Origin of the sequence: Thalassotalea sp. Y01, assembly GCF_012932945.1 — a bacterium.
GTDB lineage: Bacteria > Pseudomonadota > Gammaproteobacteria > Enterobacterales > Alteromonadaceae > Thalassotalea_A.
In genome coordinates, this window is sequence record NZ_JABBXG010000014.1 from 52,312 (window position 1) to 68,002 (window position 15,691).

Consider the following 15,691-nt stretch of genomic DNA (forward strand, 5'->3'; position numbering starts at 1 on the left):
CTAAACGTTAGCACTTTTTTGTAGTTTCGCATAATAAAAGCCGTCCATTGACTCGTTTCCAGGCAATATTTGCCAATCTTGGCTTGCATTGGCACGAGTTAGGTTAAGCAAAGTCGCATCTTGGTTTTCTTTAACAAATCTTTGTATTTGTTCTTTATTTTCTTCAGGAAGAATGGAACATGTAGCATAAACCATGATGCCGCCAGGCTTAAGGATAGCCCATATGGCATCAAGTATTTGTCTTTGTAGCACAACCAGAGCGTCTATATCGGATGCTCGACGCAACCATTTAATATCAGGGTTTTTACGTATAACACCGGTTCCTGAACAAGGCGCATCAATTAAAATTTTGTCAAACATTTCACCGTCGAACCAATCGCTGGTATCGGCGGCATCGCCACATAACACCTTGGCTGTTAATCCTAAACGTTGCAGGTTTTCTTTAACGCGGGTTAAACGTTCTGCTTCTATGTCGATAGCGGTAACGTCAATTTCCGCGCTACGCTCTAATATATGACAGGTCTTGCCACCCGGTGCGGCGCAGCAATCAAGTACTTTATCGCCGCTTTCTGCGGAAAGTAATATCGCAGCCATTTGTGCAGCGCCATCTTGTACTGAGACCCAACCGTCATGAAAATGTGGCAGACGAGTGACATCAACCGCTTGGCTTAATAACAGACCATGGCTATCTGGATCTTCGCTAGCGACACCAATTTCTGCTGCCGCCAATAGCGTTTTGTAATCTGCTACTGTGGTTTTTTGTCGGTTAACCCGCAGCCACATAGATGGTCGCTGCAGGTTTGCCGTGACAATTTGTTGCCAGTCTTGCGGATAGCCTTGTTGAATTTTTTTCAAAAACCAAGAAGGGTGGTTATAACGTACAGCATCGGGCAACGTGTCATCGCTGTCAGGTTGACGTTGATAAGAGCGCAATACCGCATTGACCATGCCTTTTAAATGACGACTTTTCAAAGGGCCTGTGGCTGCAACAGTTTCTGCTACAGCGGCGTGATCCGGAATACGGGTATATTTGATTTGATAAATACCAACCAACAGGAGAAAGTGACCCACTCGTTGCTTGCCTTTTAATGGTTTATCAACAAATCGGCGCACATGGTGTTCAAGCTCTGGTAAATAACGTAACACGCCATAACATAGCTCTTGCAATAAGCCTTTGTCTTTAGGCGACTCGACCAAGCCTTGTTGCTTAGGCAATTCATCACTTAAACTTCGACCTTTATCGACAACGGCATAGACACACTTTGCTGCCAGTGCGCGCAAATTTTTAGACATCGGCGCGTCCTGTGATTGGTTGACCGCTAACAAACCAGTCACCACGCCCATTTAAGATGTCGGCAACTTGCATGGCTTTTTTGCCGGGTAATTGTAAGCTGGTTAATTGCAACTCGCCGTCACCTGTAGCGACACGAATACCCTGTTTGTTAACCTCTATTATGGTGCCTGCGGTAGCGTTTGATTGATTGGTAACAGGTGTTGCTTGCCACACTTTAATGCGATGCTGGTTTTTACCATCGCTGTAGACAAACTGCGCAAACGGCCACGGTTGATAAGCGCGAATCTTTTTGTCCAATACCGCCGCTGGTAATGACCAGTCGATTATGGCCTCTTCTTTAGTGAGCTTTGCTGCGTAGTTGGCCAAACTGTTATCTTGTGGCTGCGCATGATGTGTGCCTTCCGCCATTTGCGCCATCACATCAAGTAAGGCTTTTGGCCCTAATTCGGCTAATTTTTCATATAAACTGGCACTGGTATCGGCACTGGTAATAGGGCAACTGGCTTTTAATAGCATGTCACCAGTATCTAAACCAATATCCATTTGCATTATTGTCACACCGGTTTCGGCATCGCCCATTTCTAACGAACGTTGAATCGGTGCCGCACCGCGCCAACGCGGCAACAATGAGCCATGAACGTTGACACAACCCAATCGCGGTGCATCAAGGATGACTTTCGGTAACAACAAACCATAGGCAACAACGACCATAACGTCAGCGTTATAGCTAGCTAATTGTTGTTGATCGTCTTGTTGTTTAAAGTTTAGTGGTTGTTCTATGCGAATATGGTGTTGCTGTGCCAATTGTTTAACCGCACAAGCGGTTAATTTTTTACCGCGGCCAGCAGGTTTATCCGGCGGACAATACACGGCGACCACATTATGTTGTGAGTCGATTAGTGCCTGTAGATGTTTGGCAGCGAAATCCGGCGTACCGGCAAAGATAATATTCAGTGGTTTAGACAAAGAGTTACCCTCAGAATGTCGATTGAATTAGGCGCGATTTTCCAGACGAGCTGCTTTTTCTAGCTTTGCTTTGATACGCTGGCGTTTTAACGGCGACAGGTAATCAATAAACAGCACACCTTTCAAATGATCCAGTTCGTGCTGAATACAAATAGCCAACAGTTCTGATGCATCAAGCTCGAATGCTTCGCCATCTTTATTGATGGCGTTAACGGTTACTTCAGTATTGCGCTCAACTTTTGCGTAGCTACCGGGTACCGATAAGCAACCTTCTTCATTGATCATAATATCGCCACTGTGTTCAGTGATTTGTGGATTAATCAAAACAATAGGCTCTGATTTATCTTCACTGACATCAATCACAACAATACGTTGGTGAATATCTACTTGGGTTGCCGCCAAACCTACGCCGTTTTCGGCGTACATGGTTTCGAACATATCGTCGATAATTTGGCGAGTTTCGTCAGTTACTTCTGCAACCGGTTCTGCTATGGTTCTTAGACGCTCATCAGGGAAGCGTAATACATTTAAAACTGTCATATATTTTTAAAAAATTAGCGATAATTTCGATACAATGGTATGTTGGTACTAATTTTAGCCATTATTCTCTATGAATAATAGGGCTTTATCGTTACTCTCGCGAATATTAACGTTACAATAACTCTAACGACAAATTGCTCGAAACGGATCCGACAGCATGATGAAAAAAATACTAATAACCATTGTTTGTCTGTTTACCTCGCTACTCGCCCTTGCTGACGAGTTGCAAATAAAAGACGATGCACCGAAAAACTACGTAGTAAAGAAGGGGGATACCCTTTGGGATATCTCTGCGATGTACCTCAGTGAACCATGGCTGTGGCCTAAGCTGTGGCGCATGAATCCAGAAATCGTTAACCCACATTTAATTTATCCTGGAGATGAGTTGCGCTTGGTGTTTGATGCCGATGGCAACCCGATGTTGGTTAAAGGCAAGCCAACTTTAAAATGGTCACCAAAGATTCGTAAAACCTTAAAAGAGCAAAACCCGGTAACCTATTTACCATTTGAAGTGGTTGCGCCTTATCTAGATTACGCAGCTGTAATGACTGGCGAAGACTTTGATAAAGCGCCATATGTACTGGGCGGTGATGAAAAATACAAATCCAATATGGAAGGTGCTTTATTGTATGTAAAAGGTGAGGTTGCAACAGAGCAACACTACGCCATTTACAAAAAAGGCGAGCAGGTTATCGATCCTGAAAGCGGTAAGCCGTTAGGTTATCATGCGATTTTGATTGGTACCGCCGAAGGCGTCCGTAAAGGCAGTCTGGAAGAGAAAAAGCCATCGACCTTATATTTGCAATCATCAAATCAGGAAATTCGAGCTGGTGCCATCATAGTGCCGGTCAACGAGGGGCAATTGTATCCAGCATTTTATGCGATGCAGGCAGCAGAAGGTAAAGATATCGATGCCCGTATGATTCGTTCTCGCAATATGGTGCGCGAATTCGGTAAGTTTGAAGTGGTGCTATTAAACAAGGGCGCTAACGAAAACATCGAAATGGGTGATGTATATGCCATTAATCGACAAAGCCCTGACGTTATCGAAACCAAAGATGGTCCGATTTACGAAGAAGATGCATCAAGCTGGTATCGATTAACCCGACCAAATGACAGCGATCGTCGTGTTGAAATGCCAAAAGAGCGTATTGGTCATTTAATGGTATTCAAAGTGCTTGATAACACCAGCTATGCCATTGTTTTGGGTACGTCTAAGTCGGTACGAATCGATGACACGGTGAATGCACCTTAACTGCCAAGGCAGTTTCCGAAACATCGATTTTTAACTAAACTAAAAAGAGCGCTAATGGAATTAGCGCTCTTTTTGGTTGTGTTTCGACTTTTGTTTTATATGAAAGACAATATAAAACTAACAGATCTATGATTTCAAAGGATATGAATGATGACTTCTGCTCACACCACGCTCGTGTCGTATCTGCGCTTGCGCCTCGTACCGCGTCTTGCCAATAACATAAAAATTAAATTACTGCGCCAATTTGGATTGGATGGACTACTGCAGTTGGACGCTAGCGCCCTGAGTAGCATGGGCTTTAGCTACACACAACGCCAAGCCATGCTATACCCAGCTATAGAACGCATTGAGCAGATTATCGAGTTAGCTGTCAAACATCGAATGAGCATAATTGGTTATCTGGATAAGCGTTATCCGCAACAGCTTAAACACATCGAAAATGCACCAATTGTGTTGTTTGTACAAGGCAATATAAAGTTATTAAACCTGCCGCAATTGGCTATGGTTGGCTCACGAAGTGCCACGCTCGGCGCACGTAATCATTGTCATCAGTTTGCTGCCGAATTAAGCCGTTATTGTGTGATTACGTCAGGTCTGGCGATAGGTATCGATGCTGCTGCTCATTGCGGCGCATTGGATGCCAACGGTTATACCTTAGCTGTGGTGGCAACTGGTCTAGATAGTGTGTATCCGACACGACACCGGGCGCTAGCCAAGCGTATACTCGACCAACAAGGAACCATCATCAGTGAATGCCTGCCGGGTAGCAAACCCTTTGCTGGTGCGTTTCCGCGTCGTAACCGCATTGTCACCGGTATGAGCCTTGGTGTGTTCGTCATTGAAGCGACTTTAAAGAGTGGCTCATTAATCTCAGCGCGCCTGGCGCTAGAGCAAAACAGAGAGGTGTTTGCTATGCCGGGCGCGATCAGTAATCCGCAAACACAAGGTTGTCATTACTTACTCAAACAAGGCGCACTGTTAGTCGATAACAGTGCCGATATCGTCGACGTGTTAGATCTAAAGCCGCTCCCCGGTCGTATCAATATAGAGCAACAATTATTGGCAAAAACAGGCCTCAAAAAATTACAAAAAAAGTGTTCACAGGACTTGTTTCTCGATCCATTGTTGCGTAGTGTGGATTATGAAGCTGTTACAACCGTGGACATAATAGCTTCTCGAAGTAAGCTTCCCATAGAGGAAGTATTAACTCGATTGATGACGCTAGAGCTAAGAGGTCTGGTAACCGCGGTACCAGGTGGCTACATCAAATTGCAACATAGGGTTTAACCTTATTACGCAATTCACTTAGAGGGGAAATAGTTATGTTCGATATTCTCATGTATCTTTTTGAAAACTATATCCACAGTGAAGCTGAAGTTATGGTGGATCATGACATCCTTACCGACGAATTAACTCGTGCCGGATTCCATCAGGATGAGATCTACAAAGCTTTATCTTGGTTAGAAAAACTAGCCGCGCTGCAAAATACCGATGCATACCCATATTTGACCCGCCGTCCAGGTGTCTCGGTACGTATTTACACACCTGAAGAAAATCGTTTCCTTGACGTTGAGAGTCGTGGTTTTTTGATGTTCCTTGAACACATTAATGTCCTAGATTTCACTACACGGGAAATGGTTATCGACCGGGTAATGGAATTAGATACCAAAGATTTCAATATTGACGATCTTAAGTGGGTCGTGCTTATGGTGCTGTTTAATGTACCGGGCAAAGAATCTGCTTATTCGCAAATGGAAGATTTGATATTTGATGAATGCGAAGGGCCATTGCACTAAATCTTCAAGGTTTTGCGAAAGCGCTTAAGTTTTGCACTGTCGTTTGCGATAATGGCCGCCCTTAACGCCCATGGTCAGTTATTATGAGCAAAGACAGTAAACCTTTATTTAGTCAGCACGAACATGCTTTGGAAAAAGAGTACGAGGTCTGCCCGCAATGTGGCAGCGAGTTACAGATCAAAAATTCCAAAGCCGGTGCGTTTCTTGGTTGCGTTAATTACCCTACTTGTACCTATTCTCGCCCGCTGGTTGAGCAAGAAAAATTTGAACAACAGCTGTTACCAGGTACCGAATGTCCTGAATGCGGTAGTGAGTTGGCGGTAAAGCAAGGCCGTTTTGGTATGTTTATCGGCTGTACCAATTTTCCTCAATGTCACCATATTGAGCATGAACAAAGTGAAGTGTTTGCCGATGTGAAGTGTCCTCAATGCAGTAAAGGCCATTTGGCTGAAAAACATAATCGTTACGGTAAAACTTTTTACGCTTGTGATGGCTATCCAAAATGTAAGTTTGCGGTTAATCACGAGCCGGTGGCAGGCAATTGTCAAAAGTGTGGTTATGGCTTATTGCTTAAACGCAATATGGCGGCTGGCGAAAAGCTACAATGCGCAGATAAAAAGTGTAGCCACTTCCAGAGCTAGCGTTTGTTATAACTAACCAGATTAAAAATAAAGACAGATATAAAAAAGGGGCTGAGTAGTTTACTCGCCCCTTTAATCTTTCTGTACTGACGTTATCTAAATAACGATTAGCCTAATCGGGCTTGGAAACGATCGGCAAAGTCTTGCAAATCTTCAAACGCGTTTGGCTCAAGTATGCTTGCTAATAGCTGCAGTTTCTCGGCAAGTTGTTGTTCGCTGTTGGCACATACATTGATGTGACCCATCTTGCGACCCGCACGCTTACTTTTGTTATACCAATGCATGGCAACACCTGGAATGCTCAATACCTGCTCTGGTACCGAATCTTCACCAAGAATATTGATCATCGCTGTTGGGCGAATAAGCTCAGTATTACCAAGTGGCAAACCTAACGTCGCGCGCAAATGATTTTCAAATTGACAGCAATCACTACCTTGTTGGGTCCAGTGGCCAGAATTGTGCACTCGAGGAGCGATTTCATTGACCAGCAATTGCTCGCCAACTTGGAAGAATTCGATCGCTAATACACCAACGTAGTCCAGCTTTTCAGTCAGCTTGGTAAACACCTCTAATGCTTGTTCTTGCAGTGCATTGGTGCTCGCTACTGCCAAAGAAACACTAAGCACACCATTGGTATGATGGTTTTCCGTGATCGGGTATACAGCGATTTCGCCATTGCGACTGCGCGCACCAACAATAGATACTTCACGCTCAAAAGGTACCATTTGTTCCGCGATGATACCTTGTGGCACTGAGGTGTTAGCCTGCTCGACAAAGTCTTGCATATCAGCCCAAATAGCCGCAGCTTGGTCCATGCTCTTTAGGCGCCATTGGCCTTTGCCGTCATAGCCTTCTAAGGCACTTTTGAAAATGATTGGCAGTTGCAAGTCTGCAATAGCTGCGTCAAAATCGGCACGGCTGTCGATGATTTTGTGTTTGGCATTGGCCACCTGACAAGATTCAAGTAAGGCTTTTTCTAGGCGGCGGTCGCCACCAATTTTAATCGCGTCACTGCTTGGTAAAAGCTTGCCAGACGCTTCACATACTGCCAATACGTCGTGGGCGATGTGTTCAAACTCCGCAGTGATCACATCACAGTTATCAATGCCTGTCTGCAGATCGCCATACGTATGCTCGTTGGCTAGTGGGTGAACAACTTTATTGCTGCGCACATCAAAAGCTTTTACATCGAGGTTTAGCGGCGTACCGGCTAAATCCATCATGCGCGCCAGTTGGCCAGCGCCTAGTACCAATACCTTGTTCATCGTATTTTATTCTGCCGGGTTTGGATTATCCAAAATGGTTTGCGTTTGCTTTTTGCGGAACGCTTCAATGTTGGCCATGATGCTTTCATCATGTGTGCCAAGAATTTGTGCAGCCAGCAAACCTGCGTTTGCAGCACCTGCGGTACCAATGGCTAACGTGCCCACAGCGATACCTTTTGGCATTTGCACAATAGATAGCAACGAGTCTTGACCACTTAGTGCTTTTGATTGCACTGGCACACCAAGTACAGGCAAGCTGGTAAATGCCGCAGCCATACCAGGTAGGTGAGCTGCGCCACCAGCGCCTGCGATGATCACTTTGATACCACGATCTTTTGCTGATTCAGAATATTCCGCTAGCAAGTGTGGTGTTCTGTGTGCAGAAACTACTTTTGTTTCATAAGGTACGTTTAACAAGTCGAGCATCTCTGCCGCATGTTGCATTGTTGGCCAATCTGATTTTGACCCCATGATGATTCCCACAGTCATCGCATTACACCTTTTTGTTGTCGTAAAGGGCTGAAAAATAAAGCGCGCATTATAACCCTGTTTGCGCAAATACCCAAATATTGACCCGTTTTTTTGCAGATGGTTCGACCTGCGGCGAAAATCGTCGTCAACATCCTGATGCGGTAAGGCCATAAAGGGGCTATAATGTGCGCATTTTTATGGCTTTTTTCACGAATCAATATGAATAATAACAGCGAACATCCAATGTTTGAAAATGCTGTAGACGCGTTTAATGAAGGAGGCATCATAGCTTACCCAACCGAAGCGGTATTTGGTCTTGGCTGTGATCCTGACAATAATCAAGCGATTGAACGCTTATTGGCGTTAAAGCAACGTCCTATTGAAAAAGGCTTAATATTATTGGCGGCTAATTATTCACAATTGTTACCTTATGTAGATGACGCTAAAATCCCGCAACATAAGCGTTTTAGTGTGTTGTCTCGTTGGCCAGACGGCATCACCCAAGTTATGCCTGCCAATGCCAATATTAGTAAGCATTTAAGTGGCAAATTTGACACTATAGCGGTTCGAGTAACCAGTCAAAAAGATGTTGTTGCTCTATGTAAAGCGACAGGAAAGCCAATTGTATCAACCAGTTGCAATATAAGTGGTCAGCAACCGGCAACCACTTGGCAGCAAGCAGAACAAAACCTTGGTGCGCAATTGGATTTTATTATCAAGGGTGACACCTTAGGCTTCGATAAGCCTTCCACCATCATAGATGCTCTGAGCGGAGAAGTATTAAGAACATGAGTCAAGTAAACATCGACACAGTCATAACCTATTTGCAATCACTGCAAGACAAAATTTGTGACGCATTAGAACACGCCGATGGTCGTGGTAAGTTTATGGAAGACAGCTGGCAACGAGAAGAAGGCGGCGGTGGTCGTACCCGCGTCTTGACCAATGGCACAGTGATTGAACAAGGCGGGGTTAACTTTTCCTTAGTCAGTGGTAATAAATTACCGCCATCTGCTACTGCCCATCGTCCTGAATTGGCTGGACGTACATGGAAAGCCTGCGGGGTGTCGTTAGTCATTCATCCAAACAATCCTTACATTCCCACGTCACATGCTAACGTGCGTTTCTTTGTGGCGGAAAAAGAAGGGGAGGAGCCAGTTTGGTGGTTTGGTGGTGGTTTTGATTTAACACCATTTTATCCATTTGAAGAAGATGTTGTGCATTGGCATCAAACCGCCGCCGATATATGTGCACCGTTTGGTGACAAGGTTTACGATGAGCACAAACAATGGTGCGATGAGTATTTCTTTCTTAAGCATCGCAATGAAACTCGCGGTGTCGGTGGCTTATTTTTTGATGACCTTAATTGCTGGGATTTTGACACCTGTTTTAATTACATCAAAGCCGTTGGCGAAGGCTTTATTGATGCCTATGTGCCGATTATCAATAAACGCAAAGACACTGAATACGGCGAGGCCGAACGTCAATTTCAACTGTATCGCCGTGGTCGTTATGTCGAGTTCAACTTGGTTTTTGACCGTGGTACGTTATTTGGTTTGCAATCCGGTGGTCGCACCGAATCAATTTTAATGTCGATGCCACCGCTTGCGCGTTGGCAATATAATTTCACCCCTGAGCAAGGCAGCAGCGAAGCCTTGTTATACAAGCGCTACCTTAAGCCACAAGATTGGTTGGACAAGACTTAACCATTTGAAATAACGCTATATATTTTTATGAGAGGCTGATAATGTTATTGTATTATCAGCCTTTTTTAGGTTGTAAAGACAGCTAATGTTTGTATTGTTTTTATCCGTAAAAGGATTTTTATGCGTTTTGTTGTCGCCATATCATTGTGTTTAGCCGCTATTAATATTGTAAACGCCAGCCCAGTCAGTTGGGATTATGTGCAGCTCGAATATGTTGCTGGAGAATCAGAGTATTCTGAGCTCGATATGGACGGCGTCGCCATTGAGGCGTCCTATAGCTTTATGAGCAATGTATTTATTTCTGGTCAATACGAAACGGCTGAGTTTGATAAATTTAAACAAGAAACTAGTGCCACGGAATACCAGCAGAATCAATTAAACTTTGGTTATTATTACGAATTGTTTGAAGACAATGTGTTTTATGGCACCTTAGGTCTGATTGATGTGAAATATGAGAAATCCAGCTTCTCTGATTCTGCTGATGGCATGCAAGCATCCATTGGCCTGCGTAGTCTGTTTAGCAAATACATTGAAGTGCGATTTTATTATACCTACCGGGACCTAGCATTTGATTGGTATTTCTAATACAGCATCAAATCAATGGACTCATATTTCTCCCAATGTTCACGTCGATAAAGATGTCACCGGCATTCAAGGCTTTTTTCACCTGAAAAATAATTTAAGTATTGGTGCATCATTGGAAGAAAATGATGATGGCGATCGCTTTGCATTGAGCGTGCGTTATAATTTTTAACACTGCACCCGTTTAGCCAACCAAAAGCCGGTTAAAAAACCGGCTTTTGCGTTCAGTGCCTTTATTTCTTTTTGGCGTTAAAGCGTCTTAATTCTTCCATCGCATCGAGTACCACTTGCATGTTAATTTTGCCTTTGGGTATTTCTTGATAGGTTGTTGCATCAAAGATGGTGAAGTTGCCGTAACGATCCATTTCATTAATACGACCATTTTCTTTAATGGCATAATTACCGTCACGGCCAAGTAACAACCATGGCTGTTCGGTTTTGCTGAATAATGATTGACCAGAGCTATAGTCTTTACTGTCGTTAGTGCAACCTAACGCGTCGGTAAGTAAGGTCGGTGCGATATCGTAATGACTGGTTACGCCGTCATACATCTCTTGCTGGCGTTGAGGCCAGTGAATCAGCAGCGGTACCCGAGTTTGATAGTCGGAATAGTTACTGTTGTGACCCCAGTAACCTTTTTTACTCTCGTTAAATTCTTTACCGTGATCACCGGTGATAATAACGATAGTGTTGTCTAGCTGCTCTTCAATTTGTGCCAATACTTTACCTAATTCTATATCGATAAAGTGAATGGCATTCTTATATAGGTTTAAAAACGGTTTGGCATCATAGTCATCGTTCAATGCCATATAATTGATATCATCCAGCGATGGCTGATATTTACGAGGGAAATCTTTAGGAATCGAAAAGCCATGTGCTGCATCGTAAAGCATATAGCTAAAATAAGGCTTGTTGCTGTCACGTTTACTGTGCTAATCAATAAAGTCTTCAGTGATATCTATGTCGCGTTGATAAGGCTTGTCGCCGGTAGAATGGGTACGCAGATTATCAACATTGGCGAATAAGGTTTGATCAAATTCCGGACTGGTAAGTTTAGCGCTGGCAAAGATACCGAATTCATAATCTTGTTTTTTCAGCTCTTGCATCAACACCGGTGGCTTTTGCAGATCTAATACCGGTTGCCAATAGTGTCCAGGAATACCATAAAACAATGAAAACATGCCATGCCGGGTATTATTAGAGCCACTATGGTGGGCGCTAAACACTTTGCTTTGTTCACCTAACGCGAACATATTCGGTGTCATGTCGGCATCCATCATATCTGCTCGCCAAGAATCGAGTACGATTAATAAAATATTCGGCGTGTTCTCTGGCGTTTGGCACTGCATTGGTTGTAGTGGGTAGTTGATTGATGATTTAACTTTCTTTTGTTTTAACAGCGCCTGTTGCTTTTGCGCTTCAATGTTCATCACCCCAAATTTGGCCATAAAGCTTTTTGCGGTTAATGGATAAGACAATGGCAGGTAGCGTGCTTGCGAGGTAATTTCTTTCTTAAACATGGCATCGGCCCAGGTGTGTATACCATGACCTACCAACATAAACAGCGCCCAATACTTTACATAAGGCGTTAGTGCTAATGGCTTGTCGTTAAACTTACGCCATAATGCCTCTGATAATCCCCATTGTGCGGCAAAAAAGGCGACAATAATAAGCACTATCATGGTCCATAGTTGCCAACTAAAGCTAAAGATTTCTGTGCCACCCTCCACTAGAAGTTCAAAGACTATGGCATTGAAATGGAAGCGATATTGCTGATAAACAAAGGTATCGGCGAGTAGCAAGGATAAACCCAGCGATACGGTAATAATGGCGAGGGTGCGAATGATTATTGCTGAGCCGATTAACTTGTTTAGTAGATGCAAACAAGCCGTAAGTAGTAGCGTAAGAAAGCCTAATTGGGCGACACCGTAGCTTAATAAAAACAACCAAGACAACAGGTCCTGCGGCCAGGGATTCGGACTCAGGTATCGTAATGAAATTAACAATACCAATACAAAATTACATAAAAGGTAACGGTTCAACCAGCTAGCAACCGCATTTTTGTCTGCTAAACTCATAAAATTCCATCTAAAGTTAAACTTTTTGTTAATGATCTAACAAAATTTGTTTTAAATCAAAAAATAAAAGATTAGACATAGTTACACTTTGCGACAGTTTTTTACAGTATATAAAAGGCAAAGGCCATGAAAAAGAAAGTAATTAGTTTAGCTCTTGCGTCATTATTTTTAAGCTCAGTAGCGACAGCAGCGTCATATCAGGCAGGTGATTTTGTTATTCGTGGTGGTGCCACTATGGTGGACCCGGATAGTGGTAAAGCCGGTGTTAATGTACCAGCACTTGGTGGTGACACGCCTCTATCCGTGTCTGTGGATGACAATACACAGCTGGGTTTAAACTTTGTATATTTCTTCTCAAGCAATTGGGCGGTTGAAGTGCTAGCCGCAACACCATTTAAGCATGACGTAAATATTCACGATCCAGAAGGTATTTCTGAAGGATTGTTTGGCGTTAATGTTGATGGCACTACACTGGGCGAAGTGTCTCACTTGCCACCGACCGTGAGCGCTATTTACTATTTTGATACGGGTTCTAATTTTATGCCGTACATTGGTGCCGGCTTAAACTATACCGTTTTCTTTGATGAAGAGTTTAAATCTGCGCCAAAATCTCTAGGCTTTAATGACTTAGAACTTGATGCTTCTTTTGGTTGGGCAGTGCAAGTTGGTGCCGATTATCAGCTAAGCGACAAGTGGCACGTTAATGCTTCTGTACGTTATATCGATATCAACACTGACGCAGATTTTAAAATCGGTGATGACATTAAAGGTTCTGCCGAAGTAGATGTAGATCCTATGGTTTACTCACTAATGTTGGGTTACAAGTTCTAATCAAAGGTTAGACAGACAGCACGTATATATAACAAGCGGTTATAGGTTTTACCTATAGCCGCTTTATTTTGTCTGTTGAATTTATTACTCTTGAAGCATCTAAAGTTAATCTGTGGCCGTTATGGACAAATACTTAGTTTTCGGCAATCCTATCGAGCAATCGAAATCACCCATCATTCATCAACAATTTGCGTTAACCTGTGACCAGCGCATTGACTATCAAAAGCAGCTTAGTGAACCCGAGATGTTTGTCGCTGACGTGAACAGCTTTATTGCTAATGGCGGCAAAGGTGCCAATGTGACGGCACCATTTAAAGAGCAAGCGATGCAAATGTGTGATCAGTTATCTGTTGATGCACAAGCGGCTGGCGCAGTAAATACTTTATCATTTACCGATGGCGGCATCTTGGGTGACAACACCGATGGTCGAGGCTTGGTCGATGACTTGCTTGCTCACAATGTCACCCTAAGCGGCGCACGCATATTACTTATGGGGGCAGGTGGCGCAAGTCGTGGGGTCATTTCACCTCTATTAGCACAAAACCCAGATAGCCTGACTATTGTTAATCGTACCTTAAGCAAGGCTCAACTGCTTGTCGATCATTTCCAACATGACAAACTGACAGCTATTGATTATTCGCAAACCCAATCTAAGCGCTTTGATGTCATCATTAACGCAACGTCTGCAAGCTTGTCAGCAACATTACCTGACTTAGCAAGTAGCGCGGTTGTCGATACGGTATGTTATGACATGGTCTATGGTGCAGAGCCAACCGCTTTTCTAAAATGGTGCCAACAACAAGGGGCTAGGCAGATCATTGATGGTTTGGGTATGTTGGTTGGCCAAGCCGCGCAAAGCTTTGCTATATGGCATGGTGTAAAACCTGATGTCGCACCTGTTTTGGCTTTATTGCGTCAGCAGTTTAAGGAAGGGTAATGAACCAAGCCATATTGTTTAATGATGATTTTCAATATATTGATGCTCAAAATTGTTGGTGTTTTACCGGTATGCTCAGTGGTGCTCGCATTACTATATATATACAAGCTCCTAAACGTGACATCACCGATGCATTGAAATTTGAGCTAGAAGAGCTGATTGAAGACTATCTTGAAGATGAAGAACCGGATGAAGACAATATCATCCGGCTGACAATATAAATATTAGCTTGGGCTCGTTTTGTTGATAATGTTATCAAGCTAACCTTGTTGTTCGAGGTATTCGTTCTTCAGTTTGACATAATTGGCATTGGTGCTTTTTAGAAATTGCATTTCTTGTTGCGTCAATGGTCGTTTTTGTTTGGCTGGATTACCAACGTACAAATAGCCACTCTGCAATACTTTGTTCGGTGCAACCAAAGAACCCGCGCCGATAATCACATCATCCTCAACCACAGCACCATCCATAACAATTGCGCCCATACCGACAAGTATTCTATTACCCAAGGTACAGCCATGCAGCATGACTTTATGACCCACTGTTACTTGCTCGCCAATGAGTAATGGGTAACCGTCAGGGAAGTTGCTGTTTTTACGGGTGACATGCAATACACTGCCATCTTGAATATTACTGCTGTTACCGATACGAATGTGATTTACGTCGCCACGGATTACAACCAAGGGCCAAATACTAACATCGTCAGCAAGTACCACATCGCCGATGACCACACTTGATTCATCGATATATACATCTTTACCCAAACTTGGGGTAATATCTCGATAACTTCTTACCTTATTAACCATTAAAAATAAGCCCTTCAAATTAAATACTAGCCAATTATAGAAAATGCATAGTATAAAGATTCTTTTTCAATCCGCCATATTCTGCAAAGTTAGCAAAAATATACCGTCTAACAATTCCCTATAAATGTAATCAAATATAGCTGAACCCACGCATTTTAATAACAATAAAGCCAATAATACAGCTATCTGTACAGAATCTAGACGATCAAACATTAATTTTAAATTATTTCAAAAAAACTGTTGACCTTATCTGAAAAATCCCTAAAATGCGCATCCACTTCAACGGCAAAGGCCAACGGGGTGTTTTGATACGTTTAGTTAAGCGATTGTTTCTCTAAACGGCCAACAAAACTTTTGAAAATAAATTTCAAATAAGTGTTGACATCAAAACTCAGATGCGTAGAATGCGCATCCGCTTTCAACGGAAAGCAACGCCAACAACGAATGCGATTGATTGGCTCGATTCGACAAGAATCGGTTCTTTAACAATTAGTTATCATGCAATTTGTGTGAGCACTCACAAGAT

18 protein-coding genes and 1 pseudogene are annotated in these 15,691 nt (G+C 43.1%); 11 read left to right on the forward strand and 8 right to left on the reverse strand.

Annotation, left to right across the window (positions count from 1 at the left end; genetic code table 11):
* The 3 genes from rsmB to def are packed head-to-tail and all read right to left on the reverse strand — an operon-like array spanning window position 1 to window position 2,800.
* Window positions 1-1,293, reverse strand: a complete 1,293-nt coding sequence (rsmB, locus tag HII16_RS16060; RefSeq protein WP_169131764.1) for a 16S rRNA (cytosine(967)-C(5))-methyltransferase RsmB — start codon at window positions 1,291-1,293, stop codon at window positions 1-3.
* Window positions 1,286-2,260, reverse strand: a complete 975-nt coding sequence (gene fmt, locus HII16_RS16065) for a methionyl-tRNA formyltransferase (RefSeq protein WP_169131766.1) — start codon at window positions 2,258-2,260, stop codon at window positions 1,286-1,288. Before fmt ends, rsmB begins: the two co-directional genes overlap by 8 nt.
* A 27-nt stretch (window positions 2,261-2,287) precedes the next feature.
* A complete protein-coding gene (gene def, locus HII16_RS16070) occupies window positions 2,288-2,800 on the reverse strand; it encodes a peptide deformylase (protein ID WP_169131768.1) in 513 nt (170 codons plus the stop codon).
* A gap of 157 nt (window positions 2,801-2,957) precedes the next feature.
* On the opposite strand from def, the gene HII16_RS16075 reads away from it, so the two are divergent.
* From HII16_RS16075 to HII16_RS16090, 4 genes are all read left to right on the forward strand, one after another.
* Complete coding sequence (locus HII16_RS16075; RefSeq protein ID WP_169131770.1) at window positions 2,958-4,055, forward strand: LysM domain-containing protein; 1,098 nt, start codon at window positions 2,958-2,960, stop codon at window positions 4,053-4,055.
* Window positions 4,056-4,202: 147 nt separating this feature from the next.
* The gene (gene dprA, locus HII16_RS16080; protein WP_169131772.1) at window positions 4,203-5,342 is read left to right on the forward strand and encodes a DNA-processing protein DprA; all 1,140 of its coding nucleotides are present in this window, start codon (window positions 4,203-4,205) and stop codon (window positions 5,340-5,342) included.
* A 35-nt stretch (window positions 5,343-5,377) separates the two neighbouring features.
* Window positions 5,378-5,851 carry a DUF494 family protein gene (locus tag HII16_RS16085; RefSeq protein WP_169131774.1) on the forward strand — a complete coding sequence of 158 codons (474 nt, stop codon included), beginning with the start codon at window positions 5,378-5,380 and terminating at the stop codon, window positions 5,849-5,851.
* 83 nt (window positions 5,852-5,934) lie between these two features.
* A complete protein-coding gene (locus HII16_RS16090; RefSeq protein WP_169131776.1) occupies window positions 5,935-6,492 on the forward strand; it encodes a topoisomerase DNA-binding C4 zinc finger domain-containing protein in 558 nt (185 codons plus the stop codon).
* Between the two features lie 107 nt (window positions 6,493-6,599).
* On the opposite strand, the gene HII16_RS16095 is transcribed toward HII16_RS16090, so the two are convergent.
* Together HII16_RS16095 and purE are read right to left on the reverse strand one after the other, a co-directional pair.
* Window positions 6,600-7,757: a 5-(carboxyamino)imidazole ribonucleotide synthase gene (locus HII16_RS16095; protein ID WP_169131778.1), complete on the reverse strand. Its 1,158-nt coding sequence runs from the start codon at window positions 7,755-7,757 to the stop codon at window positions 6,600-6,602.
* Between the two features lie 6 nt (window positions 7,758-7,763).
* Window positions 7,764-8,246, reverse strand: a complete 483-nt coding sequence (purE, locus tag HII16_RS16100; RefSeq protein WP_135438700.1) for a 5-(carboxyamino)imidazole ribonucleotide mutase — start codon at window positions 8,244-8,246, stop codon at window positions 7,764-7,766.
* A 201-nt stretch (window positions 8,247-8,447) separates the two neighbouring features.
* Here purE and HII16_RS16105 point away from each other — a divergent pair, with 201 nt between their 5' ends.
* The 4 genes from HII16_RS16105 to HII16_RS16120 all read left to right on the forward strand — a co-directional run bounded on the left by HII16_RS16105 (window position 8,448) and on the right by HII16_RS16120 (window position 10,688).
* Entirely contained in the window at window positions 8,448-9,020 is a 573-nt protein-coding gene (locus tag HII16_RS16105) for an L-threonylcarbamoyladenylate synthase (RefSeq protein ID WP_135438701.1), read from the forward strand.
* Entirely contained in the window at window positions 9,017-9,934 is a 918-nt protein-coding gene (gene hemF / locus HII16_RS16110; protein WP_211183542.1) for an oxygen-dependent coproporphyrinogen oxidase, read from the forward strand. Before HII16_RS16105 ends, hemF begins: the two co-directional genes overlap by 4 nt.
* A 120-nt stretch (window positions 9,935-10,054) precedes the next feature.
* Window positions 10,055-10,519 carry an outer membrane beta-barrel protein gene (locus HII16_RS16115; protein ID WP_169131780.1) on the forward strand — a complete coding sequence of 155 codons (465 nt, stop codon included), beginning with the start codon at window positions 10,055-10,057 and terminating at the stop codon, window positions 10,517-10,519.
* Window positions 10,503-10,688: a hypothetical protein gene (locus tag HII16_RS16120; protein ID WP_169131782.1), complete on the forward strand. Its 186-nt coding sequence runs from the start codon at window positions 10,503-10,505 to the stop codon at window positions 10,686-10,688. Before HII16_RS16115 ends, HII16_RS16120 begins: the two co-directional genes overlap by 17 nt.
* 61 nt (window positions 10,689-10,749) lie before the next feature.
* Here HII16_RS16120 and HII16_RS16125 read toward each other — a convergent pair.
* Together HII16_RS16125 and HII16_RS16130 are read right to left on the reverse strand one after the other, a co-directional pair.
* Window positions 10,750-11,424: pseudogene (locus HII16_RS16125) on the reverse strand (sulfatase-like hydrolase/transferase); the annotation flags it as partial.
* A gap of 24 nt (window positions 11,425-11,448) precedes the next feature.
* Complete coding sequence (locus HII16_RS16130; RefSeq protein WP_169131786.1) at window positions 11,449-12,594, reverse strand: DUF3413 domain-containing protein; 1,146 nt, start codon at window positions 12,592-12,594, stop codon at window positions 11,449-11,451.
* Between the two features lie 126 nt (window positions 12,595-12,720).
* Between HII16_RS16130 and HII16_RS16135 the strand changes: the two genes are divergently transcribed.
* The 3 genes from HII16_RS16135 to HII16_RS16145 all read left to right on the forward strand — a co-directional run bounded on the left by HII16_RS16135 (window position 12,721) and on the right by HII16_RS16145 (window position 14,583).
* Window positions 12,721-13,425 carry an OmpW family outer membrane protein gene (locus HII16_RS16135; RefSeq protein ID WP_169131788.1) on the forward strand — a complete coding sequence of 235 codons (705 nt, stop codon included), beginning with the start codon at window positions 12,721-12,723 and terminating at the stop codon, window positions 13,423-13,425.
* A 121-nt stretch (window positions 13,426-13,546) separates the two neighbouring features.
* Entirely contained in the window at window positions 13,547-14,362 is an 816-nt protein-coding gene (gene aroE / locus HII16_RS16140) for a shikimate dehydrogenase (RefSeq protein ID WP_169131790.1), read from the forward strand.
* Window positions 14,362-14,583 carry a hypothetical protein gene (locus tag HII16_RS16145; protein WP_169131792.1) on the forward strand — a complete coding sequence of 74 codons (222 nt, stop codon included), beginning with the start codon at window positions 14,362-14,364 and terminating at the stop codon, window positions 14,581-14,583. The genes aroE and HII16_RS16145 overlap by 1 nt, the downstream gene beginning before the upstream one ends.
* Window positions 14,584-14,622: 39 nt before the next feature.
* Here HII16_RS16145 and HII16_RS16150 read toward each other — a convergent pair whose 3' ends face one another.
* Entirely contained in the window at window positions 14,623-15,165 is a 543-nt protein-coding gene (locus tag HII16_RS16150) for a gamma carbonic anhydrase family protein (protein WP_169131794.1), read from the reverse strand.
* Window positions 15,166-15,691 lie beyond the last annotated feature (526 nt).